General features: G+C 71.0%; 19 protein-coding genes. 9 read left to right on the top strand and 10 right to left on the bottom strand.

Annotated features, from left to right (window positions below; translation table 11 throughout):
- Nucleotides 1–160: 160 nt before the first annotated feature.
- The 3 genes from ACIBEI_RS15260 to ACIBEI_RS15250 all read right to left on the bottom strand — a co-directional run bounded on the left by ACIBEI_RS15260 (nt 161) and on the right by ACIBEI_RS15250 (nt 2,217).
- Nucleotides 161–760 (bottom strand): AAA family ATPase, encoded by a 600-nt coding sequence (locus tag ACIBEI_RS15260; RefSeq protein WP_398888801.1) that lies wholly within the window; start codon nt 758–760, stop codon nt 161–163.
- Nucleotides 757–1,674 (bottom strand): serine hydrolase, encoded by a 918-nt coding sequence (locus ACIBEI_RS15255; protein ID WP_398888799.1) that lies wholly within the window; start codon nt 1,672–1,674, stop codon nt 757–759. The genes ACIBEI_RS15260 and ACIBEI_RS15255 overlap by 4 nt, the downstream gene beginning before the upstream one ends.
- 324 nt (nt 1,675–1,998) lie before the next feature.
- Nucleotides 1,999–2,217, bottom strand: a complete 219-nt coding sequence (locus ACIBEI_RS15250) for a hypothetical protein (protein WP_398888798.1) — start codon at nt 2,215–2,217, stop codon at nt 1,999–2,001.
- 192 nt (nt 2,218–2,409) lie between these two features.
- Here ACIBEI_RS15250 and ACIBEI_RS15245 point away from each other — a divergent pair, with 192 nt between their 5' ends.
- The 3 genes from ACIBEI_RS15245 to ACIBEI_RS15235 all read left to right on the top strand — a co-directional run bounded on the left by ACIBEI_RS15245 (nt 2,410) and on the right by ACIBEI_RS15235 (nt 7,425).
- Nucleotides 2,410–4,719: an ArnT family glycosyltransferase gene (locus tag ACIBEI_RS15245; RefSeq protein ID WP_398888796.1), complete on the top strand. Its 2,310-nt coding sequence runs from the start codon at nt 2,410–2,412 to the stop codon at nt 4,717–4,719.
- Nucleotides 4,720–4,957: 238 nt separating this feature from the next.
- Complete coding sequence (locus ACIBEI_RS15240; RefSeq protein WP_398888794.1) at nt 4,958–5,761, top strand: endonuclease I family protein; 804 nt, start codon at nt 4,958–4,960, stop codon at nt 5,759–5,761.
- Nucleotides 5,762–5,937: 176 nt separating this feature from the next.
- Nucleotides 5,938–7,425, top strand: a complete 1,488-nt coding sequence (locus ACIBEI_RS15235; protein ID WP_398888792.1) for an FG-GAP and VCBS repeat-containing protein — start codon at nt 5,938–5,940, stop codon at nt 7,423–7,425.
- Between the two features lie 85 nt (nt 7,426–7,510).
- On the opposite strand, the gene ACIBEI_RS15230 is transcribed toward ACIBEI_RS15235, so the two are convergent.
- The 3 genes from ACIBEI_RS15230 to ACIBEI_RS15220 form a co-directional block, all read right to left on the bottom strand.
- Nucleotides 7,511–9,247 carry a thiamine pyrophosphate-binding protein gene (locus ACIBEI_RS15230; RefSeq protein WP_398888790.1) on the bottom strand — a complete coding sequence of 579 codons (1,737 nt, stop codon included), beginning with the start codon at nt 9,245–9,247 and terminating at the stop codon, nt 7,511–7,513.
- Nucleotides 9,244–10,245, bottom strand: a complete 1,002-nt coding sequence (speB, locus tag ACIBEI_RS15225) for an agmatinase (protein WP_398888788.1) — start codon at nt 10,243–10,245, stop codon at nt 9,244–9,246. Before speB ends, ACIBEI_RS15230 begins: the two co-directional genes overlap by 4 nt.
- 63 nt (nt 10,246–10,308) lie before the next feature.
- Nucleotides 10,309–11,802 carry a sodium:solute symporter gene (locus ACIBEI_RS15220; RefSeq protein ID WP_398888786.1) on the bottom strand — a complete coding sequence of 498 codons (1,494 nt, stop codon included), beginning with the start codon at nt 11,800–11,802 and terminating at the stop codon, nt 10,309–10,311.
- A 244-nt stretch (nt 11,803–12,046) separates the two neighbouring features.
- Between ACIBEI_RS15220 and ACIBEI_RS15215 the strand changes: the two genes are divergently transcribed.
- Both ACIBEI_RS15215 and ACIBEI_RS15210 read left to right on the top strand, forming a co-directional pair.
- On the top strand, nt 12,047–13,858 hold the full coding sequence (locus ACIBEI_RS15215) for a PucR family transcriptional regulator (protein ID WP_398888784.1): 1,812 nt from the start codon (nt 12,047–12,049) through the stop codon (nt 13,856–13,858).
- Nucleotides 13,859–14,075: 217 nt separating this feature from the next.
- Nucleotides 14,076–14,897, top strand: coding sequence for a phosphatase (locus ACIBEI_RS15210; protein WP_398888782.1), 822 nt, complete (start codon nt 14,076–14,078; stop codon nt 14,895–14,897).
- A 16-nt stretch (nt 14,898–14,913) separates the two neighbouring features.
- On the opposite strand, the gene ACIBEI_RS15205 is transcribed toward ACIBEI_RS15210, so the two are convergent.
- Nucleotides 14,914–15,831, bottom strand: a complete 918-nt coding sequence (locus ACIBEI_RS15205) for a helix-turn-helix domain-containing protein (RefSeq protein WP_398888780.1) — start codon at nt 15,829–15,831, stop codon at nt 14,914–14,916.
- Nucleotides 15,832–16,281: 450 nt separating this feature from the next.
- Between ACIBEI_RS15205 and ACIBEI_RS15200 the strand changes: the two genes are divergently transcribed.
- A complete protein-coding gene (locus ACIBEI_RS15200; RefSeq protein ID WP_398888778.1) occupies nt 16,282–16,380 on the top strand; it encodes a DUF397 domain-containing protein in 99 nt (32 codons plus the stop codon).
- A 22-nt stretch (nt 16,381–16,402) separates the two neighbouring features.
- Here the strand turns inward: ACIBEI_RS15200 and tesB are convergent, their stop codons facing one another.
- The 3 genes from tesB to ACIBEI_RS15185 form a co-directional block, all read right to left on the bottom strand.
- A complete protein-coding gene (tesB, locus tag ACIBEI_RS15195; RefSeq protein ID WP_398888776.1) occupies nt 16,403–17,281 on the bottom strand; it encodes an acyl-CoA thioesterase II in 879 nt (292 codons plus the stop codon).
- Nucleotides 17,282–17,315: 34 nt separating this feature from the next.
- Nucleotides 17,316–18,473, bottom strand: coding sequence for an acyl-CoA dehydrogenase family protein (locus ACIBEI_RS15190; protein WP_189843518.1), 1,158 nt, complete (start codon nt 18,471–18,473; stop codon nt 17,316–17,318).
- Between the two features lie 109 nt (nt 18,474–18,582).
- Entirely contained in the window at nt 18,583–19,173 is a 591-nt protein-coding gene (locus ACIBEI_RS15185) for a TetR/AcrR family transcriptional regulator (protein ID WP_398888774.1), read from the bottom strand.
- 155 nt (nt 19,174–19,328) lie between these two features.
- Between ACIBEI_RS15185 and ACIBEI_RS15180 the strand changes: the two genes are divergently transcribed.
- The 3 genes from ACIBEI_RS15180 to ACIBEI_RS15170 are packed head-to-tail and all read left to right on the top strand — an operon-like array spanning nt 19,329 to nt 24,282.
- Entirely contained in the window at nt 19,329–20,945 is a 1,617-nt protein-coding gene (locus ACIBEI_RS15180; protein ID WP_398888772.1) for a carboxyl transferase domain-containing protein, read from the top strand.
- A 56-nt stretch (nt 20,946–21,001) separates the two neighbouring features.
- The gene (locus ACIBEI_RS15175) at nt 21,002–23,329 is read left to right on the top strand and encodes an acetyl/propionyl/methylcrotonyl-CoA carboxylase subunit alpha (RefSeq protein ID WP_398888770.1); all 2,328 of its coding nucleotides are present in this window, start codon (nt 21,002–21,004) and stop codon (nt 23,327–23,329) included.
- Nucleotides 23,326–24,282, top strand: a complete 957-nt coding sequence (locus ACIBEI_RS15170; RefSeq protein WP_398888768.1) for a hydroxymethylglutaryl-CoA lyase — start codon at nt 23,326–23,328, stop codon at nt 24,280–24,282. The genes ACIBEI_RS15175 and ACIBEI_RS15170 overlap by 4 nt, the downstream gene beginning before the upstream one ends.
- Nucleotides 24,283–24,284 lie beyond the last annotated feature (2 nt).

The following is a 24,284-nucleotide window of genomic DNA, read 5'->3' as shown; positions in this document are numbered from 1 at the left end:
GCCGGTGCGGCCTGTGCGGTCTGTGCTGTACGCGCGGTCTGCGCTGTCCGTGCGGTCTGTGACGGGTGTGGCAGGTGTTGTTTCCGATCACCTGTTCAGACCATGGACCGGGGCCGAGGGTTGCACCGGAGAATCGCTTCTTTTTGCCGAACTCCGCAGGTCATCGGGGTTTTCTAGCACTCCTTGGTGAGCCCTTGGGGAAGCCCGGGTGGACGTTCTCCCTCATCTCGGGGGCGCCCTGATGCCGGACCGTCGTCATGACGAGTTTCGCGACCGTGGCCGGCGGGACGCCGGTGGTGTCGATCAACTCGGCCTCGCCACGCAGCCAGAGCAGTGCCTCGTCGTAGTCGTGGAGATGGTCCAGGCGCCGCCGGCGGGAGCCGACGCCCTCCGGGTCCGTGTCGTTCTGGATGCGTTCGACGAGCGTGTTGTGGTCGGCGTGGAGGACGAAGTGGCGTAAGGGAATGCCCGCTTGGACCAGTCCCGTGCGGATCTCACGCCAGTACGGCTTCTCCAGCACGGTCTGCGGCACGACCAGCGTGCCGCCCACATGGTCGAGCACCTGACGCGCGGTCTCCACCACCAGCCCGCGCCACGGCGGGAATTCCTGGAAGTCGCGGGCCGGCTTCCCCAGGACGTGCCAGAGCATGTAGCCGATCTGTTCGGTGTCCAGGAGCCTGGAGTCCGGCAGGAGGGTGGTGAGTTGCCCGGCGGTCGTGGTCTTGCCCACGCCGAAGGCGCCGTTGAGCCAGATGATCATGAAGTGGGCACCGCCGGGAAGGCTTCCTGAGGGTCGGTCGTGGGCGTGTAGCGCTTCGCTCCGGTCGGCACGAGGTCCTTGTGGATGGCTTTTGCCACGGCCTGAATCGTCGTCACCCCGTAGTTCATGGTGCTGTTGCCGTGGGTCAGGACCGAGATCGTGTAGTCGTGGCCGGCCCCCTTGAAGGTGCCCACGCTGTGGACCCGCCAGCCGTGCGTGGAGCGGGACAGCCAGCCGTTCTTCACATGGACGGCGACGGAGGAGGGGGCTCCCGCCGGAGTGCCCCAGCGCTGCGAGGAGACGACCCTGCCCATGAGCTTGAGTACGTAGGCCCGGGAGTTGTCGCTCAGCACCGTGTTCCTGGCGGTGAGCAGCGCGAGGAGCTTCTGCTCGTCCTGGACGGTGATCTGGGTGAGGCCCCAGTAGCCGTTCGCTCCCGGTCTGGTCCGGGTCATGCCGGCCGCGGCGAGGAAGCCCTTCACCTTCGTCGTGCCCAGCTGGTTCCAGAGCTTGGTCGTGGCCGTGTTGTCCGACTTGGTGATCATGGCGGTGGCCAGATCGGACTCCCGCTGGGTGAGATAGCGGTTGGCCTTCTTGGCGTCCCACAGAAGCGTGGCGAGGACGGTCACCTTGACGACGCTGGCCGAGTCATAGGCCTGGGTCGGTCTCAGCGTGCAGGTGGTGTTGGTGCTCCGGTCGTGGAGGCCGACGGCCACGGTGCCCCTGCGGTTCGCGAGGGCCGTGGTGATGTCCTTCTGCAGTTTGGTGGCCAGGGCCGACTGGTTCGACGTGCAGGTCGCCTGCGGTGTCGCGGCCGCGGTCGCTGGTGTCACGGCCACGGTGAGCGGCACTAGGACCCCGGCGCCGAGGCCCGCGCAGAACACACGGGTACGCCGGGATATCCGGTGAGTCATCGAGTACTTCCATCCCTCGGGTACGAACGAGCGCGCCTCGGCACACTCGCCTCTCTCGACTCACCGGGGTGGCCGGGGGTTGTACGCGGGTTTCCGGAAGGGGAATTGGGCGGCCCTGAAGCCCTGGAGACAGGGCCTCGGGGCCCAGAAGCGGAATGCCGGGGCGGCCCGGAACCCGGATGGGCGGGGCGGCCCGGAACCGGGATGCCCGGGGCGGCCTGGAGAGGGGATTCCGGGTCCTCCTCGCGCGACAGCGGCCGCGCGCTGCTGGGGCTGCGGCGGCGGCTGGGGCTGCAGCAGCGACTGCGACTGCGGCTGCTTCGGTTACTTCTGGGTGACCCTCTCGGCGATCCCCTTCTTGATCGTCGCCTCCACCGTCAGGTTGCCGGCCTCGGCGGCGGCGTCCAGGTCGTCGGCGGGGCACTTCTCCGCCTCCGCGGTCTCGGGGTCACCGCAGATGTCGCCGCCCTGGATCACCGTGTCCTCCGCGACCCAGAAGGCCCGCTCCCCCACCATCAGCTTGCCCGGCGCCAGATACGTCAACGTGCCCGAGAACGTACCGTCCGAACCGGCCGACGGCTCGGAGGAGCCGTTCGCCCCCGCCCTCGGCGGCGAACCTTGACCGTCGGCCCTTTACGTGTTCATACGCTTCCATGGGACCTCCCTTCCCCCACTCACAGCCGGGCCCCAGGTTCACCACAGCTCTCGCCCACACCGCTTTCGCACGATGCACGCGTGACATCTGCCACCGATCCGTACCCCCACGCCCCCGAGGCCGCCCGGACCGCCCCCGCGGCAGACCCGGCCGCCTCCTCCCCGCCTCCCGCCGAGACCGGCGCGCGGCCCGGGAAGCCACCGCGCTGGTCCCTCCCCGCGCTGATCGCGATCATGGTCCTGGCCGGGGTGCTGTACTCCTGGAACTTCTCCTCGTCCAGCCTGAACAGCTTCTACAGCGCCGCCGTGTACAGCGGTACGCAGAGCTGGAAGGCGTGGTTCTTCGGGTCGCTGGACGCGGGGAACTTCATGACCGTCGACAAGCCCCCCTTCGTCCTGATGGTGATGGGGCTGTCCTGCCGGGTCTTCGGGTACGGCACCTGGCAGATGATGCTGCCGCTGGTCGCCTCCGCCCTCGGCACGATCTGGATCCTGCACGCGTCGGTCAAGCGGGTCTGGGGACACGGCGCCGCGGCCGTCGCCACGCTGGTCCTCGCCCTCACCCCGATCACCGTCGCCATCAACCGCGACAACAACCCGGACACGCTGCTCGTCTTCCTGATGGTCGCGGGCGCGGCCCTGGCCCTGCGCGCCGTCCACAACGGCAGGCTCCTGCCGCTCGTCGGCTCGGCCGTCTGCTTCGGCCTCGCCTTCAACACCAAGATGCTCCAGGGGTACATCGCCCTGCCCGCCGTCTTCGCGGTCTACCTGTACGCGGCCCAGGGCGGCTGGCTGCGCCGAGTACGCAACCTCGCCATCGCCGCGGTCGCCCTCGCCGTCTCCAGCTTCTGGTGGGCGGCGGCCGTGTCGCTGGTGCCCGCCTCCGACCGGCCCTACATCGGCGGCTCGACGGACGGCACCGCCTGGGACCTGATCATGGGCTACAACGGCCTGGGCCGCGTCCTCGGCGGCGAGGGCAACGGCGGCGGTGGAGGCGGTGGCGGAGGCGGCTTCTCCGGGACCGCCGGGATCGGCCGGATGTTCAACGATGTGCTCGGCGGCCAGATCTCCTGGCTCCTCCCCTTCGCTGGCGTCGCACTCGTCGGCGGCCTGGTACTGCGCGGTCGCGCCCCTCGTACGGACCTCACGCGGGCCGCACTGGTCCTGTGGGGCGGCTGGACCGCCCTGCACTACCTCACCTTCAGCCTCGCCGAAGGCACGATGCACCCCTACTACACGACCGCCCTCGCCCCCGGCATCGCGGCGCTGTGCGGAGGCGGCGGGCTGATGCTCCTGCACGCCTTCCGGACCGACAAGAAGTGGCTGTGGGTCCTGCCCGTCGCGTTCGCGGCCACCGGCATCTGGGCCGTGGTGCTGCTGCGCCGGGCCTCCGGCTGGAACTCCTGGCTGTGGCCGACCATCGCCGCGGTGATGGTCCTGGCGATCGCCGGGCTCCTCCTCTTCCGGTCGGGCCGGCGCGTACGACTGCTCGCCGTCGCCCTGACCGCGGCCGTCGCCGCCTCCCTCGCCGGACCGACCGCGTACGCGGCCTCGGTGACCGCGGGTTCGAGCGGCGGCATGAGCGGTACCAACCCGACGGCCGGCCCCACCACGGGCGGCGGCATGGGCGGCGGACCCGGCGGCGGTGGCGGCGGTGGCCGGGGCGGCTTCCCCGGCGGCGGTGGCGGCCAGGCACCGGGCGGCCAGCAGCAGGGCGGCCAGCAGGCGGGTGGCGAGGCCCCGGCCGGCGGCCAGACGGGTACGCCGCCCGGCGGCACCCCCAGCGGCGCCCCCAACGGCCAGCTGCCCGGCGGCGGCCAGCAACAGGGTAGCCAGGAGCAGGGCAACGGCCAGACCGGCACCCCGCCCAACGGCACCTCCGGCACCGGCGAGCAGGGCGGCGACGCCGCCTCCCGGCCCAGCGGCATGGGCGGCGGCGGTGGCATGGGCGGCGGTCCCGGCGGTGGCGCCGACAGCGCGATGGTCACGTACCTGGAGAAGCACCGCGACGGCGCCAAGTGGCTGGTGGCGGTGTCCAGTTCGCAGAGCGCGGCCCAGCTGATCGTCAGCACCAAGCAGCCCGTCATCTCCATGTGGGGCTGGTCCGGCAGCGACAAGGCCATGACCCTCGCCAAGCTGAAGGAGCTCGTGAAGAAGGGCGAGCTGCACTACATCGTGCTCGGCGGCGGCATGGGCGGCGGCGGTGGCGGCATGGGCGGCGGCGACAGCGCCAGCTCCGAGGTGACCGCCTGGGTCCAGGAACACGCGACGGCGGTGAAGGCGAGCGAGTACGGCGGCACCGACTCCTCGTCGTCCGATTCCTCCACCGACTCCCAGAGCACTCAGAACACCCAGGCGCTCTACCGCCTGGACGCCTCGGACGTCAATTAGGGCAATCCCTCCCACAATTGGGGAGAACCCTCGCGTCACGCAGCCCCTGGACCGGCAACGGCCAGGGGTTGCGCTGTATGCGAGAACGTCACACAAACGCCTCCTCCCGGTTACACGAGCGACCCCATGTCCATGTCACGCTCCCGATTGACCGAAGTGTCAACACGCGTAGAACGCGGGTCCGTTGAGCCGGCCCCCCGCGTCCCGGCGCGTGCCGTTCCCGGGAAAGGGCACCCCCATGTCCGTTGCGCACAAAGGCAGTTGGAAGGCGCTGGCGGTAGGCGTTTCCGCCGTCCTCGTCGGCCTCACGCTCCCGACGGTCGCCGCGACCCCCGCCGCGGCGACGACCACCGCGTACGACGACACGTACTACGCGGGCGCGATCGGCAAGACCGGCACGGCCCTCAAGAGTTCGCTGCACACGATCATCAGCGACCAGACCAAGATCTCGTACGCCGCGGTCTGGGAGGCGCTGAAGGTCACCGACCAGGACCCGAACAACAGCAGCAACGTGATCCTGCTGTACTCCGGCATCTCGCGGAGCAAGACGCTCAACGGCGGCAACACCGGCAACTGGAACCGCGAGCACGTGTGGGCCCAGTCCCACGGCGACTTCGGCACCTCGGCCGGCCCCGGCACGGACCTGCACCACCTGCGCCCCGAGGACGTCCAGGTCAACAGCATCCGCGGCAACAAGGACTTCGACACCGGCGGCAGCAGCTTCACCAACAGCGGCGGCAGCCTCACCGACTCGAACTCCTTCGAGCCCCGCAGCGCCGTCAAGGGTGACGTGGCCCGCATGATCCTCTACATGGCCGTCCGCTACGAGGGCGACGACGCCTGGGAGGACCTGGAGCCCAACGACGCCGTCACCAACGGCAGCGTCCCCTACCACGGCCGCCTCTCGGTCCTGAAGCGGTGGAACGAGGCGGACCCGCCCAGCGCCTCCGAAGAGCGCCGCAACGAACTCATCTACTCGAACTACCAGGGCAACCGGAACCCGTTCATCGACCACCCCGAGTGGGTCGAGGCGATCTGGTAGACCGACGGTGACCCGCGCTGAACTCCCTGTGACAGAAAGGGAGTTCAGCGCCACACCTGTCCCCTCGGTTACGAATCCATGACATTGGGGCGTACAACTGGGGGCGCTCCGATCGAGTCGAACTGACTGAACGCGGCATTCCGCGTGCAGAACCGACCGACTCGAAAGGCTTACGTATGTCCCGAGCACACCGCCGAACTCGTACCGCGCTCACCGCACCCCTGGCAGCCGCGGTGCTGCTCGCCGGAGGATTCGGCGCCATGGCCCTCACCGGGGCCTCGGCGCAGGCGGCCACCGGGTCCGCGGACGCGCAGGACGACTTCAACGGCGACGGATACGCCGACCTGGTCGTGTCGGCCCCGGACGCCACGATCTCCAGCAAGACCAAGGCGGGCTACGTGGCCGTCACGTACGGCTCCGCCAATGGGGTCTCCGCCGCCAACAAGAAGCTCATCAGCCGCTCCACCAGCGGCGTTCCCGGCTCCGCCGTCGCGAGCGAGCGCTTCGGGACCAACTTCACCAAGGGTGACCTCGACGGCGACGGCTTCAGCGACCTGGTGATCTCGGGCGGCAAGGCCGGCTCCGTCGTCCTGTGGGGCTCCGCCTCCGGACTCACCGGCGGCACGGCGATAGCCGGGTACGGCCAGTCCCCCACGGCCGGTGACTTCGACGGCGACGGCAAGACGGACCTCGCCCTGTTCGAGCAGGTGTCCTCCTTCGGCGACGAAGCCCCCAGCAGCGCCGCCGCCGTGTGGAAGGGCCCGATCTCGCGGACCGGCACACCCACCGCCGTCCTGCCCGTCCTGGACAAGTCCCTGTGGTGGGGCTACGACGCCGACGACGCCTCCTGCGCCACCAACGGCGGCTGCGAGGAGGACGCCGACTCCATCAGCGGCCCCTACACCTCCACCGAGACCGGTGACGTCAACGGTGACGGCAAGGACGACATCGTTGTCTGGGAGTACAAGGGCGACGGCGTCTACGGCAACCGCCTGCTCCTCGGTGGCGGCAGCACGGGCTTCAAGAGCGGCTGGGTCCCCGGTGAGGCCGCCGGCAACAAGACGGGCACCGGCGTCGGGGACGTCAACAAGGACGGCTTCGACGACGTCGTGGTCGGCAACGACTGGGGCAGCGGCACCGTCAAGGTCGCTCTCGGTTCGGCCACGGGCCTGTCCTCGGACCGCGTCCAGACCTTCAACCAGGACAGCCCCGGGTTCCCGGGAGTCGAGGAAGAGGAGGACGAGATCGGCGGGTCGGTCTCGGTCGCGGACGTCACGGGTGACGGCTACGCCGACATCGCGCTCGGCATCCCGGGCGAGGACATCGGCGACATCTACGACGCCGGCTCGATCGCCCTGGTCCCCGGCAGCGCCTCCGGCGCCACGGGCGCCGGAACGAAGACCTTCCATCAGAACACCGCCGGTATCCCCGGAGTCGCCGAGAACAGCGACGAGTTCGGTGTGACCACCGCTCTCCTTGACCTCAACGGCGACGGTCACTCCGACCTCGCGGCCGGTTCCACGGCCGAGAACGCCCAGAACGGCGCGGTCTGGGTGCTGAAGGGCACGGCGAGCGGCCTCACCGCCACGTCGTCGTTCGCGTTCGGCGCCGGTGACCTCGGCGCGCCCGCCACGGCGGCGCACTTCGGCGCGTACCTGCGCTGAGCGAGCGGTCCACGGACATGCCGGTGGGGCGGCCTCGTGCCGCCCCACCGTCATGTCCGGGCCGGATCTCCGGGTCAGGGGCGGTTCAGTCCAGGTGCGTCGGCGCGAACATCCGCAGCAGCGCCGGCAGCACGACCACCGAAGGGCCGGGCGTGGCAAGGGACTTGGCGAGGTCGTCGGCGAGTGACTCCGGGGTGGTCCGTACGCCGGGTACGCCGAAGGACTCGGCGAGCGCCACGTAGTCGGGGCGGGACAGTTCCGTCGCCGTGGACTGGCCGAAGGCGTCGGTCATGTACTCGCGCAGGATGCCGTAGCCGCCGTCGTCGACGATGAGCCAGGTCACGTCGAGGTTGTGCTGCCGGGCGGTGGCCAGTTCGGCGATGGAGTACAGCGCGCCGCCGTCGCCGGAGACCGCGAGGACCGGGTGGGTCGGGTCGGCGACCGCGCCGCCGATGGCCGCCGGGAAGGCGTAGCCGAGGCCGCCCGCGCCCTGGGCGGAGTGCATGGTGTTCGGCCGGCGGGCGTCGAAGGCGGACCAGGCCCAGTAGGCGAGGATCGTCATGTCCCAGAAGCTGGCCGACCGGTCGGGCAGGGCCTCGCGGACGGCGGCCAACACCCGTTGTTCCAGGGCGAGTTCCTGAGAGTCGATGCGCTCACGGACGAGATCGAGCACGCCACGTACGCGGTCGGCCGCCGTCGCGTCCTCCGTGTCCTCCACGTCATCCGCGTCCGTCGCGTCCTCCCGTACGGGAACAGTCCCTTCGGGCACGGTTTCGAGCAGGGCCGACAGGGCGAGGCGGGCGTCCGCGTGGATGCCGAGGGCCGGGTGGTTGGACTCCAGTTTGCCGAGGTCGGCCTCGATCTGGATGACCCGACCGCGGGGCTTGAACGTGTAGTAGTTCGAGGACAGTTCGCCGAGCCCCGAGCCGACGACGAGCAGGACGTCGGCGTCCTCCAAGAAGTCCGTGGTGTGCCGGTCCTCCAGCCAGGACTGGAGGGAGAGCGGGTGGTTCCAGGGGAAGGCGCCCTTGCCGCCGAAGGTGGTGACGACGGGCGCGTTGAGCCGCTCGGCGAGCTGCCGCAGCTTGCCGGACGCGTCGGACCGTACGACTCCGCCGCCCGCGATGATCGCGGGGCGGGCCGCCTTCGAGAGCAAGTGGGCTGCCACGGCGGTCAGTTCGGGGCGGGGCGGGAGGTCGTGGGGCGCGGCGTCCACGGCCGTGACGACGGGCAGTGACGTCTCGGCGAGCAGCACGTCCTGCGGGATCTCGACCCAGACCGGGCCGTGCGGGGCGGTGAGCGCCGATTCCCAGGCCTCGGCGATCGCGGAGGGGATCTGCGACTGCGTACGGACCGTGTGGACGGACTTCACGACGCCCCTGAACGAGGCCTGCTGGTCCGGGAGTTCGTGCAGATGGCCGTGGCGTCCGCCGCCGAGCCCGGCGGTCGGGATCTGGCTGCTGATGGCGAGAACGGGTGCCGATGCCGCGGCGGCCTCCTGGAGCGCGGCCAGCGAGGTCAGCGCGCCGGGGCCGGTCGACAGGAGCAGCGGGGCGGCCTCGCCGGTGATCCGGCCGTAGGCGTCGGCCGCGAACCCGGCGTTGTTCTCGACCCGCAGGCCGATGTAGGCGAGGTCGGAGCGGCGCAGCGCGTCGAACATGCCGAGCGCGTGCTGGCCGGGCAGGCCGAAGACGGTGGTCGCGCCGAGACCGGTGAGGGTCTCCACGACCAGGTCTCCGCCGTTGCGTCCGGGCGGCGGGTTGAGTGCGGCCTCCGTCTGCGCGGCGGTCGGGCGGAGCACCAGGTCGTGGTCGTGGGTCACTTGGCGTCGTTCTCCTCGGGCGCCTGCACGTTCTTCTCGCGGGCCTGCGCGATCTGGCGGGACATGATGGTGGTCAGTTCGTACGCCGTGTGGGACGCGGCGACGGAGGTGATCTCGGCGTGATCGTACGCGGGGGCGACCTCGACGACGTCGGCGGAGACCAGGTGGCAGGAGGCCAGGCCGCGCAGGATCTCCAGAAGTTCGCGGGAGGTCATGCCGCCCGCCTCCGGCGTGCCCGTGCCGGGCGCGTGGGCCGGGTCGAGGCAGTCGATGTCGATGGATATGTAGAGCGGCCGGTCGCCGACGCGCTGACGCAGCTGGTCGGCGATCTCGTCGGCGCCGCGCCGGTAGACGTCGGCGGAGGTGACGATGCCGAAGCCGAGCTTCTCGTCGTCGGTGAGGTCCTGCCGGCCGTAGAGCGGGCCGCGCGTGCCGACGTGGGAGAGGGCCTCCGTGTCCAGGATGCCCTCCTCGACGGCCCGGCGGAACGGGGTGCCGTGGGTGTACTCCGCGCCGAAGTACGTGTCCCAGGTGTCGAGGTGCGCGTCGAAGTGGAGCAGCGCGACGGGCCCGTGCTTCTTGGCCACGGACCTCAGCAGTGGCAGCGCGATGGTGTGGTCGCCGCCGAGGGTCATCAACCGGGCGCCGGTGCCGAGGAGTTCGTCGGCGGCGCCCTCGATGGTCTCGACGGCCTCGTTGATGTTGAACGGGTTCGCGGCGATGTCACCGGCGTCCGCGACCTGGGCGAGAGCGAAGGGCGAGGCGTCCTGGGCCGGGTTGTACGGGCGCAGGAGCCGGCTCGCCTCGCGGATCGCGTTGCCGCCGAAGCGGGCCCCTGGCCGGTACGAGACGCCCGCGTCGAACGGCACACCGACGACGGCGACGTCGGTGGTGCCGACCTCGTCGAGCCGGGGCAGCCGGGCGAAGGTCGCCGGGCCCGCGAACCGCGGCACGCGGGACGAGTCGACGGGGCCGCGGGGCGTCTCGTAACTGCTCATGGGGGTAATGCCTTCTTTCCTGCGATTCACACGCTTCATCGCGTATGTGCTGCTTCTCCGACTCTACTGGTGAGCCGGAACCGATTCGGACACGGGTTCGGAGGTGCGGCCCGCGAGCCGCTCGCGCCAGGCGGCGAGGACGGCCGCGTCGGTCGCCGGGGTGGCCAGCGAGACGATCACGTAGACGGCCAGGGAGGAGAGGAGCCCGTAGTAGATGGGTTCGTTGGCGAGGATTCCGTAGGACGCCATCAGGCCGATCACCGCGAGGCCGCCGACCACGACGGCGGCGAGGGCCCCCTGGGCGGTGCCGCGCTTCCAGAGCAGGCCGCCGAGGATGGGCACGAGGAGACCGCCGACGAGCAGGTTGTACGCGACGGTCAGGGCCTCGATGACGTTGTTGAGCGCGATGGCCGTACAGATCACCGCGATGCCCATGATGAGGATGAAGGCGCGGTTGCCCCGGACCTCGTCGCGCTCCTCGTCGGAAGCGATGGTGCCGGAGGCGGTGGCGTCGGAGGCGGTGGTGACGGCTCCGCGCAGCCGCGACCAGATGTCGTTGTTGGCGACGGTCGCGCAGGCGATGAGGGCACCGGAGGAGGTGGACATCACGGCGGCGAGCGCGGCAGCGAGGACCAACCCCCGCACGCCCACCGGGAGTTCATCCTTGACGATGGTCGCGAAGGCGTCGTCCGCGCTGCCCAGCTTCGGGTAGAGGACCTTGGCCGCCGTGCCGATGACGGCACCGGCGAGCGCGTACACCAGGCAGTACGTACCCGCGACCGTGCCGCCCCACTTGGCCGTGGTGTCACTGCGCGCGGTGAACACGCGCTGCCAGATGTCCTGCCCGATCAGCATGCCGAACGTGTAGATCAGTACGTACGTGAAGATCGTCTCGCCGCCGATGCCCAGCGGGTCGAAGTACTCGGTGGGCAGCTGCGCCTTCATCTCGCTGAACCCGCCGGCCTTGACGACCGCGATGGGCAGCAGGAGCAGCAGCACACCAATGGTCTTGACGACGAACTGCACCATGTCGGTGAGGGTGATCGACCACATGCCGCCGAGCGTCGAGTACGCGACGACGATCGAGCCGCCGAGGATGATCGCGACCGTGCGGTTCATGTCGAAGAGGACGTCGAAGATCGTGGCGTACGCGATGGTCGACGTGACCGCGAGCATGAGGGTGTACGCCCACATGACGATGCCGGAGATGACACCGGCCCGGCCGCCGTACCGCAGATCCAGCATCTCGGAGACGGTGTAGACCTTCAGCCGGGCGATGCGGGCCGAGAAGAAGACGGACAGGGCCAGCAGCCCGAGGCCGATGGTGAAGACCATCCAGGCGCCGGAGAGCCCGTACTGGTAGCCGAGGCCGACGCCGCCGATCGTGGACGCGCCGCCGAGGACGATCGCGGCCATGGTGCCGGAGTACATCGTCGGGCCGAGCCGCCGCCCGGCGACCAGGAACTCACTCTTGGACTTGGCGCGGCGCATGCCCCACCAGCCCATGGCCAGCATGCCGACCAGATAGACGACGATCACTGTGTAGTCGACGGCCATTGGGGGCTCCTCTTCGCGCGTTCGGTGGCGTGTCGTGCGGGTGGGTGTGTGCTGGGGGTTCGCCGGTGGCTGACCGCGCGTGGCGTCGCGTGCGTGTTCGCTTGACGTGTTCGCGTGGCCGGTTCGCGGGGACATCCGCCCGTACCCGCGGCCTCCGGTGGGGACGACCCTAGGTGGCCGGAAAGCAACGAAGAAGTGTACGTTTCATCCACAGTCACCGGATCCGATGGAGGAAACGTCCACCATGCCGGACCCTGCCGTTCCAGGCCCCGCCCCTGCGGTCCCACCCACACCTCCCGTCCCTCTCGCCGCCCTGCTGGCCCGGGAGGACCTCGGGCTGCGGCAGATCGCGGGGCCCCAGTATTCGGCCACGGTGATCCACTGGGCGCACACCTCGGAGATGGCGGACCCGTACCCGTATCTGCTCGGCGGCGAGCTGCTGCTCACGGCAGGAGTGCACGTGCCGGAGGCGGCGGGCTCGGGCACCTACTTCGACGACTACGTCTCCCGGATCGTGGAGGCGGGCGGCGCCGCCCTCGGCTTCGGCGTGGCCCCGGTGCACGACACGGTCCCGCGCGCCCTCGTCGTGGCCTGCGACGACTACGGGCTGCCGCTGGTGGAGGTCCCGCCCCGCACGACCTTCTCCGGCGTGGCCCGGGCCGTCTGGCAGCTCATGGCCCAGGCCCGCCACACCGAACTCCGCCGCGTCACGGAGGCCCAGCAGAGCCTGGCCGCCGCCGCGGCCCGCCCGGACCCCGTCCCGTCGGTCCTCCGCCAACTCGCCCAGCGGGTGGGCGGCCGGGCCACGCTGTACGCCCCGGACGGCGGGGAGGTGGCTTCGGCGGGGCGGATGCCGGGGGTTGGCACGGGCACTGAGGTGAGCGGGGCGTTGGCGGGGCTGGTGGCGGTGGTGCGACCGGCGACCGGGGGCGGTTCCGGGGTGGGGGGCGGTTCCGGGGCAGGATCCGGTTCCGGGGTCGGGGGCAGATCCGGGGTCGGGGGCGGTTCCGGGACAGGAGGCGGTGCCGGGGTTGGAGGAGGTACCAGGGCCGGAGGCGATTCCGGGACAGGGGGCGGTTCCGGGACGGGAGGCGGTTCCGGGGTCGGAGGCGGTGTCGCTCGCGGAGGCAGATCCGGGCTCGTCGGCAGATCCAGTTCGGGCGGCAGATCCAGTTCGGGCGGCGGTTCGGCGGCCGGCCCCAGCCCATCCCCTCACTCCTCCCTTCCTTCTCCCTCCCCCTCCCCCACCTCCGCGAGTGACACCGCCGCCGGCGTACACCTCGCCGCGTACGCCCTCGGCACCGGGCAGGGTTTCGTGCTGGGCGTGGCCGCCCCGCGCCGCGACCCCGGCGACCACACGATCGCGTCCGTGGGTGCGGTACTCCTCTCCCTCCTCACCGGGGAGCACCAGAGCAGCACGGGCGCCGCCCGCTCCTCGGCCCTCGTGCGGCTACTGCTGGGCGCCGCTCCGGAGGAGGTAGCTCCGCTGCTGGGCGGGGGTGAGCGCTGGGTGGTGGTGCACGCGCGGCCGGACGGTCCGGCGCCGGACGCCGTGACCGCGTCCGCGCTGGGGGCGGCGCTCGGTTCGGCGCTGGTGGACGTGGACGGTGACGTCGTACGGGTCCTCGTGCCCGCGGGCCACCGCGAACTGGCCGTCCAGCCGGGCTGGACATGCGGGGTCAGCGCCCCGGTGGGCCCGCGGGAGTGGGCGTCCGCGGACACACAGGCGGGCCGTGCCCTGTCTCGCGCGAGGGCGACCCGCACCCGCCTGGTCCGCCACGGCGAACACCCGGGCCTCGCCGACCTGGTCCCCCTGGCAGAGGCCGCCGCCCACGCCCGAACAGTCCTCGCCCCCATCACCGCGAACCCGGCCCTCACGGAGACCCTCCGTACCTGGCTCTCCCTCCACGGCAGCTGGGACCGCACGGCGGTCGCCCTCTCCGTCCACCGCAACACGGTCCGCCAACGCATCGCCCGCTGCGCGACCCTGCTCTCCACGGACCTGGACGATCCGGACGTCCGCATGGAGCTGTGGTTCGCGCTGCGACACGCGTAAGACGGCGGCGTCCTCAAACGCCGTACGGGCTGAAACGCAGGGGCGCAGCCCCGCTTTTCAGGGGCGCGGGGAACTGCGCGACAAGCCACACACCACCCGCACCCGGCACACAACCCCGCCCGCCCCACTCAACCCCGCCCCAAACCCCGAGTGACCCATGTCCCACGGTTCGATACACCGGCGCCACCCAGCGGAGCGCACCGGCAGAATGGGGGGCATGCCGATACCCGGGACCCCCCGCCGCGCCGACCTCGTAGACCACCTCGTACGGACGCGTATCGCGGGCGACGTAGCCACCCCCCGCGAGAACAACCTCTCCCACTACCGCAAGCTGGCGAACGGCGACCGCAACTACTGGCTCGGCCTGGAGCTCGGCGACCGCTGGACCGACGAGCAGGACGTCCTGGCGGTCATGGCCGAGCGGTGCGGCGTGAACGACGACCCGGAGTACCGCTACGGCCAGGACACCATCGACCCGGACCTGACGGTCGACGCCCTGGAGCGGATGGCGGGCAGGCTGCGCAAGGCGGCAGCGGGCAAGCAGCGCGTGCTGTTCGCGACGGGCCACCCGGGCGGCCTCCTCGACGTGCACCGCGCCACCGCCGCCGCCCTGCGCTCCGCCGGCTGCGAGATCGTCGTGATCCCGGACGGCCTGACCACGGACGAGGGATACGTCTTCCAGTTCGCGGACGTCGCGGTCCTGGAGCACGGCGCGACCCTGTGGCATACCCACTCGGGCGAGCCGATGCGCGCGATCCTGAAGGGCCTGGAGGGCGAGGGCCGCCCGCTGCCCGACCTGGTCGTCGCCGACCACGGCTGGGCGGGCTGCGCGGGCCAGCTGGGCATCGACTCCATGGGCTACGCCGACTGCAACGACCCGGCCCTGTTCCTCGCGGAGTCCGAGGGCACGGTCCAGGTGACCATCCCCATGGACGACCACGTCACGAGCCCCCGGTTCTACGACCCGATGACGGCGTACTTGCTGGAGGCGGCGGGCCTCACGGACACCGACACGGACACAGACACAGACACGGTCTGAGTTCTACGGACTGAGTTCAGACGGCCGCGGGCAGGTGGGTACGAGAACGGCAGTCGCGACAGCGGCCGGGTTCGGGTGCGCGGAAGGCGCGGTCGCAGCTGTCGCAGTTGCGGAGCGGGTGTCTGACGGACGGGGGCTGTTCGGGAGCGCGGTACGGAGGTAGCGGCGGGAGTTGGGCCGCGAGGCGGTGGGCCAGGAACGCGGCCGGGCGGCGCAGGGGCTCAGGTGGCAGATCGGAGGCCAAGGCGTCGCGTACGGCGGTGGGGGTGAGGTCGCGCTCCAGCCAGGCGGCCACACCGGGGGCGAGGTGCTCGGCATCGGTGGCGGAGAGGAGCAGGCGGGGGTCCTCGCGACGGAGGCCCGCCAGGACGTCGATGGCCGTCCGGAGGAGGTCCGGGGAGGCGTACGCGGGCTTCGGTACGGCGGGGAGTGCGCGGCGTGTGGGCTGTTTCCGCTGGTCGGCCGCCCTCCGGGCCGGGGGCCTGGCTGAGGGGCCGGTCACGTCGTCGGGCACGTGGTCGGTCGCGTCCCCATGTCGCCCCGGCTGGTTGCAGGAGACTGTGCGGGTGATGATCCGGCCGCTCTCAGTGCGTTCGCGGGTGCGGCGCAGGTAGCCGTGGGCCTCCAGTTCGCGCAGAGCGGCGGCGATACGGGTCGGCCCCTCGGGGAAGCGGGCGGCGAGGGTCTTGATGTCGGCCCGGGCCCCGGTGGGCAGCGACTGGATGTGGACGCCGAGCCCGATGGCCAGCCCGGACAGCTCCGGGTGCTGGGCGAGGTGGTTGCCGACGACCGTAAAACGGGTGGTGTGGCGTGAGTTGTCGTGCACGATGCCGCCGCCCGGGCGGGTGTTCGCGCAGGCGCTCCGGGGCGGGTGGTTTTCGCCCGTGGGACGGGCCTGGGCGTGCGGGCGCACGCTAGGCTTCTGGGTATCCATCAGGAAGGTCCGATCTTCCTCTGTGGTCAGGCCCTCGCACTGGGATTGCCGTCCCGGCGGGGGCCGTCGCATGTCTGCGGTTGTTTGGCTGCTGCGATTGCGCGGCTGCTGCGGTTGTGTGGTGCCGCGCTGAGCGTAGAGCAGCCAACCTGTCCCGAAGCCAGCCCAGTTGGTGATGTTCACTCGCGCGAGTGAGCGCCCGCCGTGGGCGGGAGGGGTGGGGCTTGGTGAGGTTTCTTTCCGCCTCGTGTTTCTTTGGGAAGAGCGCCAGGCCCACCGGAACACACGCCCTCAGGCTCCGGTGAGTGCGGCGCGAGGCCGAGCTCCGCCCATACGGTTTTTCGGGGGACGGGGCCCAGTTCGACACCCCAGCGGTCCGACAGGGCATTGACGGCAACTCCTGCGTCGAGATCGCCCTCGTCCCCCGCCCCCGCCCTCGCCCCCAACGCGGTGCACGTCCGTGACTCCAAGAACGAATGCGGCGGCCCTCAACTCGCGCTCGCGCCGGGCGTGTGGGCGGACTTCGTGACGTACGCGTCGAGGAGCTGACCTCACCGCCCCCGGATCAGGATCAGGATCCCCGAGGAACCCGTACAACCCCCTCCTGGATCACCGTGACCGCCAGTCGTCCGTCCTGCGTGTAGATACGGGCCTGGCCGAGGCCCCGGCCGCCGGAAGCGGACGGTGACTCCTGGTCGTACAGGAGCCATTCGTCGGCGCGGAACGGGCGGTGGAACCACATCGCGTGGTCCAGGGAAGCGCCGACGACGTCTCCCGTGACCCAGCCGCCGCGGCCGTGGGCGAGTAGTACGGAGTCGAGGAGCGTCATGTCGGAGACGTACGTGGCGAGGCAGACGTGCAGGAGCGGGTCGTCGGCGAGCTTGCCGTTGGTGCGGAACCACACCTGGGAGCGGGGCTCGCGCTCCTCCCCCACGCTGGCGAACGGCGGCGCGTCGACATAGCGGAGGTCGACGGCCTCGCGGGCCTCCAACAGCCGCTCCACGACACCCTGTTCGCGGTACAGGTCGACGTACTTCGGCAGCAGCTCGGCCGCCGTCGGCAGGGTCTCCGGATCGGGCGCGGCCGGCATGTCGGCCTGGTGCTCCATGCCCTCCTCGTACGTCTGGAAGGACGCGGAGAGGTGGAAGATCGGCTGGCCGTGCTGGACGGCGACCACCCGGCGGGTCGTGAAGGACCGGCCGTCGCGGATCCGGTCGACGGTGTAGACGATCGGCGCGCCCGCGTCCCCGGCGCGCAGGAAGTACGCGTGCAGCGAGTGGGCGAACCGGTCGTCGGGCACCGTACGCCCCGCGGCGACCAGTGCCTGCGCGGCGACCTGCCCGCCGAAGACGCGCGGGACGACGGCGAACCGGGACTGGCCGCGGAAAATGTCCTGCTCGATCTGCTCGAGGTCGAGCAGATCGAGCAGGGCTTCAAGTGCCTTGCTCATGGGTCGGTTGTACCGTGCGGTAATTTCGCGGACCTTACAGACCCATGTCCTTGGCGATGATCGACTTCATGATCTCGCTGGTGCCGCCGTAGATGCGGTTGACGCGGTTGTCCGCGTACAGGCGGGCGATCGGGTACTCGTTCATGAAGCCGTAGCCGCCGTGCAGCTGGAGGCAGCGGTCGATGACGCGGTGCGCGACCTCGGTGCAGAACAGCTTCGCGGACGCGGCCTCGGCGGGCGACAGCTCGCCCGCGTCGAGGGCTTCCAGGGACCGGTCGGCGACGGCCTGCGCGGCGTCCACCTCGGCCTGGCACGCGGCCAGTTCGAACTTGGTGTTCTGGAAGTGCGAGACCGGCTTGCCGAAGACGGTCCGCTCCAGCACGTACTCCTTGGCGAAGCGGACGGCAGCCGCGGCCTGCGCGTACGCGCCGAAGGCGATGCCCCAGCGCTCGGAGGGCAGGTTGCCGCCGAGGTAGTAGAAGCCCTTGTTCTCCTCGCCGAGCAGGTCCTCGACGGGCACCTTCACGTCGACGAACGCCAGCTCGGCGGTGTCGGAGGTCTTCAGACCCAGCTTGTCGAGCTTGCGGCCCACCGAGTAGCCCTCGGCCTTGGTGTCCACGGCGAAGAGGGAGATGCCGAAGCGGCGGTCCTCGGCCGTCGGCGCGGACGTACGGGCGCAGACGATCACACGGTCGGCGTGCACGCCACCGGTGATGAAGGTCTTGGCCCCGTTGAGGACGTAGTGCGAGCCGTCCTCGGAGAGCTTCGCGGTGGTCTTCATGCCCGCGAGGTCGGAGCCGGTGCCCGGCTCGGTCATCGCCAGCGCCCACATCTCCTCGCCGGAGACGAACTTCGGCAGGAAGCGCTTCTTCTGCTCGTCGGTGGCGAGCGCCTTGATGTAGGGCAGGCCGAGCAGCACGTGCACACCGGAGCCGCCGAAGGAGACACCCGCGCGGGCGGTCTCCTCGTACATCACGGCCTCGAACTTGTACGAGTCGATGCCGGCGCCGCCGAACTCCTCGTCCACGCGGATGCCGAAGACGCCCAGCTCGGCGAGCTTGTAGTAGAAGTCGCGCGGCGCCTGGCCGGCCGCGAACCACTCGTCGTAGACGGGAACGACCTCGGCCTCGATGAAGGCCCGGAGGGTCTCCCGGAACGCCTCGTGATCCTCGTTGAACACCGTACGGCGCACCGCCGCCACCTCCACCTGGCTCATGAGTCCATGTCTAAGCGCTTGCTCAGAACATCACCGTACCGGCGGGTAGGCGGCAGCGTCCAGAGGAGGACCCCCGTAACGCTCGTCACGCCGCGGCTGCCGCGAAGGCCCCCCTCGCCATCCGGTGCAGCAGCTCCGCCGTCCCCGCGCGGCCCGGGAGGGCGCCGGGGCGGCCCAGGTGGGGGGTGGAGTTCAGCAGTCCGAACACCGAGTGCACCGCCGAGCGGGCGGCCGGTTCGGCCAGGCCGGGAAAGACCTCGCGGACGACCTCCACCCACAGCTCGACGTACTGCCGCTGCAGCTGCCGGACCAGCTTGCGGTCGCTGTCCCGGAGGCGGTCCAGCTCACGGTCGTGCAGGGTGATCAAGGGGCGGTCGTCGAGCGCGAAGTCGATGTGCCCCTCGATGAGCGAGTCGAGGAGCGCCTCGGGATTCCCGTCGGACTCCGCCAGGCGGCGCTTGCCGCCGGTCAGCAGCTGCCCGCTGATCCCCACCAGCAGCTCGGCGAGCATCGCGTCCTTGCCGGGGAAGTGCCGGTACAGGCCGGGGCCGCTGATGCCGACCGCCGCCCCTATCTCGTCGACCCCGACCCCGTGGAAACCGCGCTCGGCGAAGAGCCGCGCGGCCTCCTTGAGGATCTGCTCGCGGCGGGTGGGGGCGTCGGTTCTCGTGGCCATGCACGTAATTCTAGACAGAGAGGTTAGCGCTCGTTAACCTGAAGGAAACGCGTTAACGCTCATTAACTTGATTCATGGGCCGACGAGACCTTGGTTCATGGACCGGTGACGGCTTGGTTCATGGACCGGTGACCACCGGGTGAGGGGACCGCAGAATGCACGAGGCACCGGAGCTGACGACCGCGGGGGACCCCGCGGCGGAGGCCTGGCGGGCCAACGAGGAGGCGCACCGCACGCTCGTCGACGAGCTGCGGGGCAAGCTGGCCGCGGCCCGTCTCGGCGGCGGTGAGCGGGCCCGCGCCCGGCACACCGCCCGCGGCAAGCTGCTGCCGCGCGACCGCGTGGACACACTCCTCGACCCCGGCTCGCCCCTCCTGGAGCTGGCCCCGCTGGCGGCCGACGGGATGTATGACGGGCAGGCCCCGGCCGCGGGCGTCATCGCCGGGATCGGCCGGGTGAGCGGCCGCGAGTGCGTGGTGATCGCCAACGACGCCACGGTCAAGGGCGGCACGTACTACCCGATGACGGTGAAGAAGCACCTGCGCGCGCAGGAGGTGGCGCTGGAGAACCGCCTCCCCTGTGTGTACCTGGTGGACTCGGGCGGCGCCTTCCTCCCCATGCAGGACGAGGTCTTCCCCGACCGCGAGCACTTCGGCCGGATCTTCTACAACCAGGCCCGGATGTCGGGCGCCGGGATCCCCCAGATCGCGGCCGTCCTCGGCTCGTGCACGGCCGGCGGGGCGTACGTCCCGGCAATGAGCGACGAGGCCGTGATCGTGCGGAACCAGGGCACGATCTTCCTCGGCGGCCCGCCCCTGGTGAAGGCCGCCACCGGCGAGGTCGTCACGGCGGAGGAGCTGGGCGGCGGCGAGGTCCACTCCCGCGTCTCCGGCGTCACGGACCACCTCGCGGAGGACGACGCGCACGCGCTGCGGATCGTACGGACCATCGTCTCCACACTCCCCGACCGCGGCCCCCTCCCGTGGTCGGTCACGCAGGGCATCGAGCCGAAGGTGGACCCGGCCGGGCTGTACGGCGCGGTGCCGGTCGACTCGCGCACCCCGTACGACGTGCGCGAGGTCATCGCACGCGTCGTGGACGGCTCACGCTTCGCGGAGTTCAAGTCGGAGTTCGGGCAGACCCTCGTCACCGGCTTCGCCCGGATCCACGGCCACCCGGTCGGGATCGTCGCCAACAACGGCATCCTGTTCTCCGAGTCCGCCCAGAAGGGCGCCCACTTCATCGAGCTGTGCGACCAGCGCGGCATCCCGCTGGTCTTCCTGCAGAACATCTCGGGCTTCATGGTGGGCCGTCAGTACGAGGCCGGGGGCATCGCCAAGCACGGCGCGAAGATGGTCACGGCCGTCGCCTGCACACGCGTCCCGAAGCTGACGGTGGTGGTCGGCGGGTCGTACGGCGCGGGCAACTACTCGATGTGCGGCCGGGCGTACTCCCCCCGCTTCCTGTGGATGTGGCCGAACGCCAAGATCTCGGTCATGGGCGGCGAACAGGCCGCCTCGGTCCTCGCGACCGTCAAGCGCGACCAGTTGGAGGGCCGCGGCGAGTCCTGGCCGACGGATGAGGAAGAGGCCTTCAAGGCTCCGATCCGCGCCCAGTACGAGACCCAGGGCAACGCCTACTACGCCACGGCCCGGCTCTGGGACGACGGTGTGATCGACCCGATGGAGACCCGGCAGGTGCTGGGACTGGCCTTGACCGCGTGCGCCAACGCCCCGCTGGGCGACCCCCAGTTCGGCGTCTTCCGGATGTGAGGGGGACGGACGTGCGGAGCGGTCATGAGGGTACGGATGCGAGGGAACGGACGACGATGTTCGACACGGTACTTGTGGCCAACCGGGGCGAGATCGCCGTACGGATCATCCGTACGCTCCGGTCGCTGGGCGTCCGCTCGGTGGCCGTCTTCTCCGACGCCGACGCGGACGCCCGGCATGTGCGCGAGGCGGACACGGCGGTACGGATCGGTCCGGCGTCGGCCGCCGAGAGCTATCTGTCGGCGGAGCGGCTGCTGGAGGCGGCTGCCAGGACGGGGGCGCAGGCGGTGCACCCCGGGTACGGATTCCTGGCGGAGAACGCCGACTTCGCGCAGGCGTGCGCCGACGCGGGGCTCGTCTTCATCGGTCCTCCGGCGGACGCCATCTCGCTGATGGGCGACAAGATCCGCGCCAAGGAGACGGTGAAGGCGGCGGGGGTTCCGGTGGTACCGGGGTCTTCGGGTAGTGGGCTGTCCGATGCCGAACTGGCCGCTGCCGCCCGGGAGATCGGGATGCCCGTGCTGCTGAAGCCGTCGGCGGGCGGGGGCGGCAAGGGCATGCGGCTCGTTCGGGACGCCTCCGCGCTGGCGGACGAGATCGCCGCCGCACGGCGGGAGGCGCGGGCCTCCTTCGGCGACGACACGCTCCTCGTCGAGCGGTGGGTCGACCGGCCCCGGCACATCGAGATCCAGGTCCTGGCGGACGGCCACGGAAACGTCGTACATCTCGGCGAGCGCGAGTGCTCCCTCCAGCGCCGCCACCAGAAGATCATCGAGGAGGCGCCCAGCGTCTTCCTCGACGAGAAGACCCGGGCCGCGATGGGCGAGGCGGCCGTCCAGGCGGCCCGCTCCTGCGGGTACTCGGGCGCGGGCACGGTCGAGTTCATCATGCCGGGCGTCACTGTGCCCATCGGGGGGACACCCCCCGAACCCCCCGTGTCCTCGTACTACTTCATGGAGATGAACACGCGTCTCCAGGTCGAGCATCCGGTGACCGAGATGATCACCGGGATCGACCTGGTGGAGTGGCAGTTGCGGGTGGCGGCGGGCGAGCGACTCGGCTTCGCCCAGGAAGACATCACGCTCACCGGGCATGCCGTCGAGGCCCGGATCTGTGCGGAGGATCCGGCGCGGGGGTTCCTGCCGTCCGGCGGTACGGTCCTGCGGCTGCACGAGCCCCAGGGGGACGGCATCCGTACGGACTCGGGGCTGTCCGAGGGCACGGAGGTCGGGTCGTTGTACGACCCGATGCTGTCCAAGGTCATCGCGTACGGGCCGGACCGGGCGACCGCGCTGCGGCGGCTTCGCGGGGCGTTGGCGGGGACGGTGACGTTGGGGGTGCAGACGAACGCGGGGTTCCTCCGGAGGTTGCTGGGCCATCCTGCGGTTGTTGCCGGCGAGTTGGACACGGGGTTGGTGGAGCGGGAGGTCGAGGGGCTGGTTTCGACCGGGGTTCCGCCGGAGGTGTACGTGGTCGGCGGGTTGCTGCGACAAGCGGCTCTTTTCCCCAGCCCCGCCCCTTCCCGAAGCTGGGGGCTGCGCCCCCAGACCCCCGCCAATCGGCCTGAACGGCCTCGTCCTCAAACGCCGGACGGGCTGGGTGGGAGCGGGCTGAGTGGGTCCGCATGGGTCGACCCGTTCTCGGTGCCGAGCGGCTGGCGCCTTGGCGGCGAACCGGCATGGACGGTGCACCACTTGCGGGTGCCGGGGCACGACCCCGTGACCGTCCGCGTGCGGAGCACGGAGGAGGGGACGGAGTTCCGGATCGACGGAACGGAGTTCCGGCTCGACGGCGTTGACGGCGCAGCCGATTCCCTCACGGGCGCCGAGGGCGCAGCCCGGCGCCATGGCGGGCCCGCCGGCGCAGCCGAACCCGTCCACGAGTCCGGTGGCGCAGCCGCCATCTCCTGGGGGTCTGGGGGCCTGCCCCCAGTTTCGGGAAGGGGTGGGTCTGGGGAAGAGAACCGCCTGTCACAGCAACCCACCGTCACCCTCCACCTCGCCGGCCGGACCCACACCTTCCACCACGCCGGCACCTGGCTCGGCCGAGACGGTGACGCCTGGAACCTCCTGGACCACGACCCCGTCGCCGCCTCCCTCACCGGCGCGGCGCACGCGGGCGCGGACTCCCTCACCGCGCCCATGCCCGGCACGGTGACCGTCGTGAAGGTGGCCGTCGGGGACGAAGTGGCCGCCGGGCAGAGCCTGTTGGTGGTGGAGGCGATGAAGATGGAGCACGTCATCTCCGCCCCGCACGCCGGCACCGTCACCGAGCTGGACGTCACCCCGGGCACGACGGTCGCCATGGACCAGATCCTGGCCGTGGTCGCGCCACGGGATGAATCCCCGGAGGAGCAGGAAGCGCAGGAGGAGGAGAAGGCATGACCACCCCCGAACTCGGCCTGCCCATGGCCGTACCGGCCGATGGCCTCCCGGCCCGCGTCCGCATCCACGAGGTCGGCGCCCGCGACGGACTGCAGAACGAGAAGGCGACCGTCCCGACGGAGACCAAGGCGGAGTTCGTACGGCGGCTGGCCGACGCGGGCCTCACCACCATCGAGGCGACCAGCTTCGTACACCCCAAGTGGGTGCCCCAACTGGCCGACGCTGAGCAGCTGTTCCCCCTCGTCCGCGACCTGGGCGACCTCTCGGGCACGGCCCTCCCCGTCCTCGTACCGAACGAACGGGGCCTGGACCGGGCCCTGGCCCTCGGCGCGACCCGTATCGCGGTCTTCGCCAGTGCCACGGAGTCCTTCGCCAAGGCCAATCTGAACCGGACCGTGGACGAGGCGCTGGCGATGTTCGAGCCGGTGGTCGCGCGGGCCAAGGCGCAGGACGCCCATGTGCGCGGCTACCTGTCGATGTGCTTCGGCGATCCGTGGGAGGGACCGGTGCCCGTCCCCCAGGTCGTACGGGTCTGCCGTGCGCTCCTCGACATGGGCTGCGACGAGCTGAGCCTCGGCGACACGATCGGCGTGGCGACCCCGGGACACGTGGACCGGCTCCTCACGGCGCTCAACGAACAGAACATCGCCACCCCCTCCCTCGGCGTGCACTTCCACGACACGTACGGCCAGGCACTCTCCAACACCCTGGCCGCGCTCCAGCACGGCGTCACGACGGTGGACGCGTCCGCGGGCGGCCTCGGCGGCTGTCCGTACGCGAAGAGCGCCACCGGCAATCTCGCCACCGAAGACCTCGTGTGGATGCTGACGGGCCTCGGCATCGACACCGGGGTCGACCTCGACCGTCTCACCGCCACCAGCGTGTGGATGGCCGAACAACTGGGCCGACCCAGCCCGTCCCGCACCGTCCGCGCCCTCTCCCACCAGGAGTGATC

It is taken from the genome of Streptomyces sp. NPDC050988, from assembly GCF_044456225.1.
In the GTDB taxonomy this organism is placed as follows: Bacteria; Actinomycetota; Actinomycetes; order Streptomycetales; family Streptomycetaceae; genus Streptomyces.
This window is presented reverse-complemented; position numbering and strand designations above follow the sequence as displayed.

Excerpts from the sequence above, each read along its gene's own strand:
- ACIBEI_RS15260 (WP_398888801.1), bottom strand. The coding sequence starts at position 760 with ATGATCATCTGGCTCAACGGCGCCTTCGGCGTGGGCAAGACCACGACC.
- ACIBEI_RS15255 (WP_398888799.1), bottom strand. The coding sequence starts at position 1,674 with ATGACTCACCGGATATCCCGGCGTACCCGTGTGTTCTGCGCGGGCCTC.
- ACIBEI_RS15240 (WP_398888794.1), top strand. The coding sequence starts at position 4,958 with ATGTCCGTTGCGCACAAAGGCAGTTGGAAGGCGCTGGCGGTAGGCGTT.
- ACIBEI_RS15235 (WP_398888792.1), top strand. The coding sequence starts at position 5,938 with ATGTCCCGAGCACACCGCCGAACTCGTACCGCGCTCACCGCACCCCTG.
- speB (WP_398888788.1), bottom strand. The coding sequence starts at position 10,245 with ATGAGCAGTTACGAGACGCCCCGCGGCCCCGTCGACTCGTCCCGCGTG.
- ACIBEI_RS15220 (WP_398888786.1), bottom strand. The coding sequence starts at position 11,802 with ATGGCCGTCGACTACACAGTGATCGTCGTCTATCTGGTCGGCATGCTG.
- ACIBEI_RS15215 (WP_398888784.1), top strand. The coding sequence starts at position 12,047 with ATGCCGGACCCTGCCGTTCCAGGCCCCGCCCCTGCGGTCCCACCCACA.
- ACIBEI_RS15210 (WP_398888782.1), top strand. The coding sequence starts at position 14,076 with ATGCCGATACCCGGGACCCCCCGCCGCGCCGACCTCGTAGACCACCTC.
- ACIBEI_RS15205 (WP_398888780.1), bottom strand. The coding sequence starts at position 15,831 with ATGGATACCCAGAAGCCTAGCGTGCGCCCGCACGCCCAGGCCCGTCCC.
- tesB (WP_398888776.1), bottom strand. The coding sequence starts at position 17,281 with ATGAGCAAGGCACTTGAAGCCCTGCTCGATCTGCTCGACCTCGAGCAG.
- ACIBEI_RS15185 (WP_398888774.1), bottom strand. The coding sequence starts at position 19,173 with ATGGCCACGAGAACCGACGCCCCCACCCGCCGCGAGCAGATCCTCAAG.
- ACIBEI_RS15180 (WP_398888772.1), top strand. The coding sequence starts at position 19,329 with ATGCACGAGGCACCGGAGCTGACGACCGCGGGGGACCCCGCGGCGGAG.
- ACIBEI_RS15175 (WP_398888770.1), top strand. The coding sequence starts at position 21,002 with ATGTTCGACACGGTACTTGTGGCCAACCGGGGCGAGATCGCCGTACGG.
- ACIBEI_RS15170 (WP_398888768.1), top strand. The coding sequence starts at position 23,326 with ATGACCACCCCCGAACTCGGCCTGCCCATGGCCGTACCGGCCGATGGC.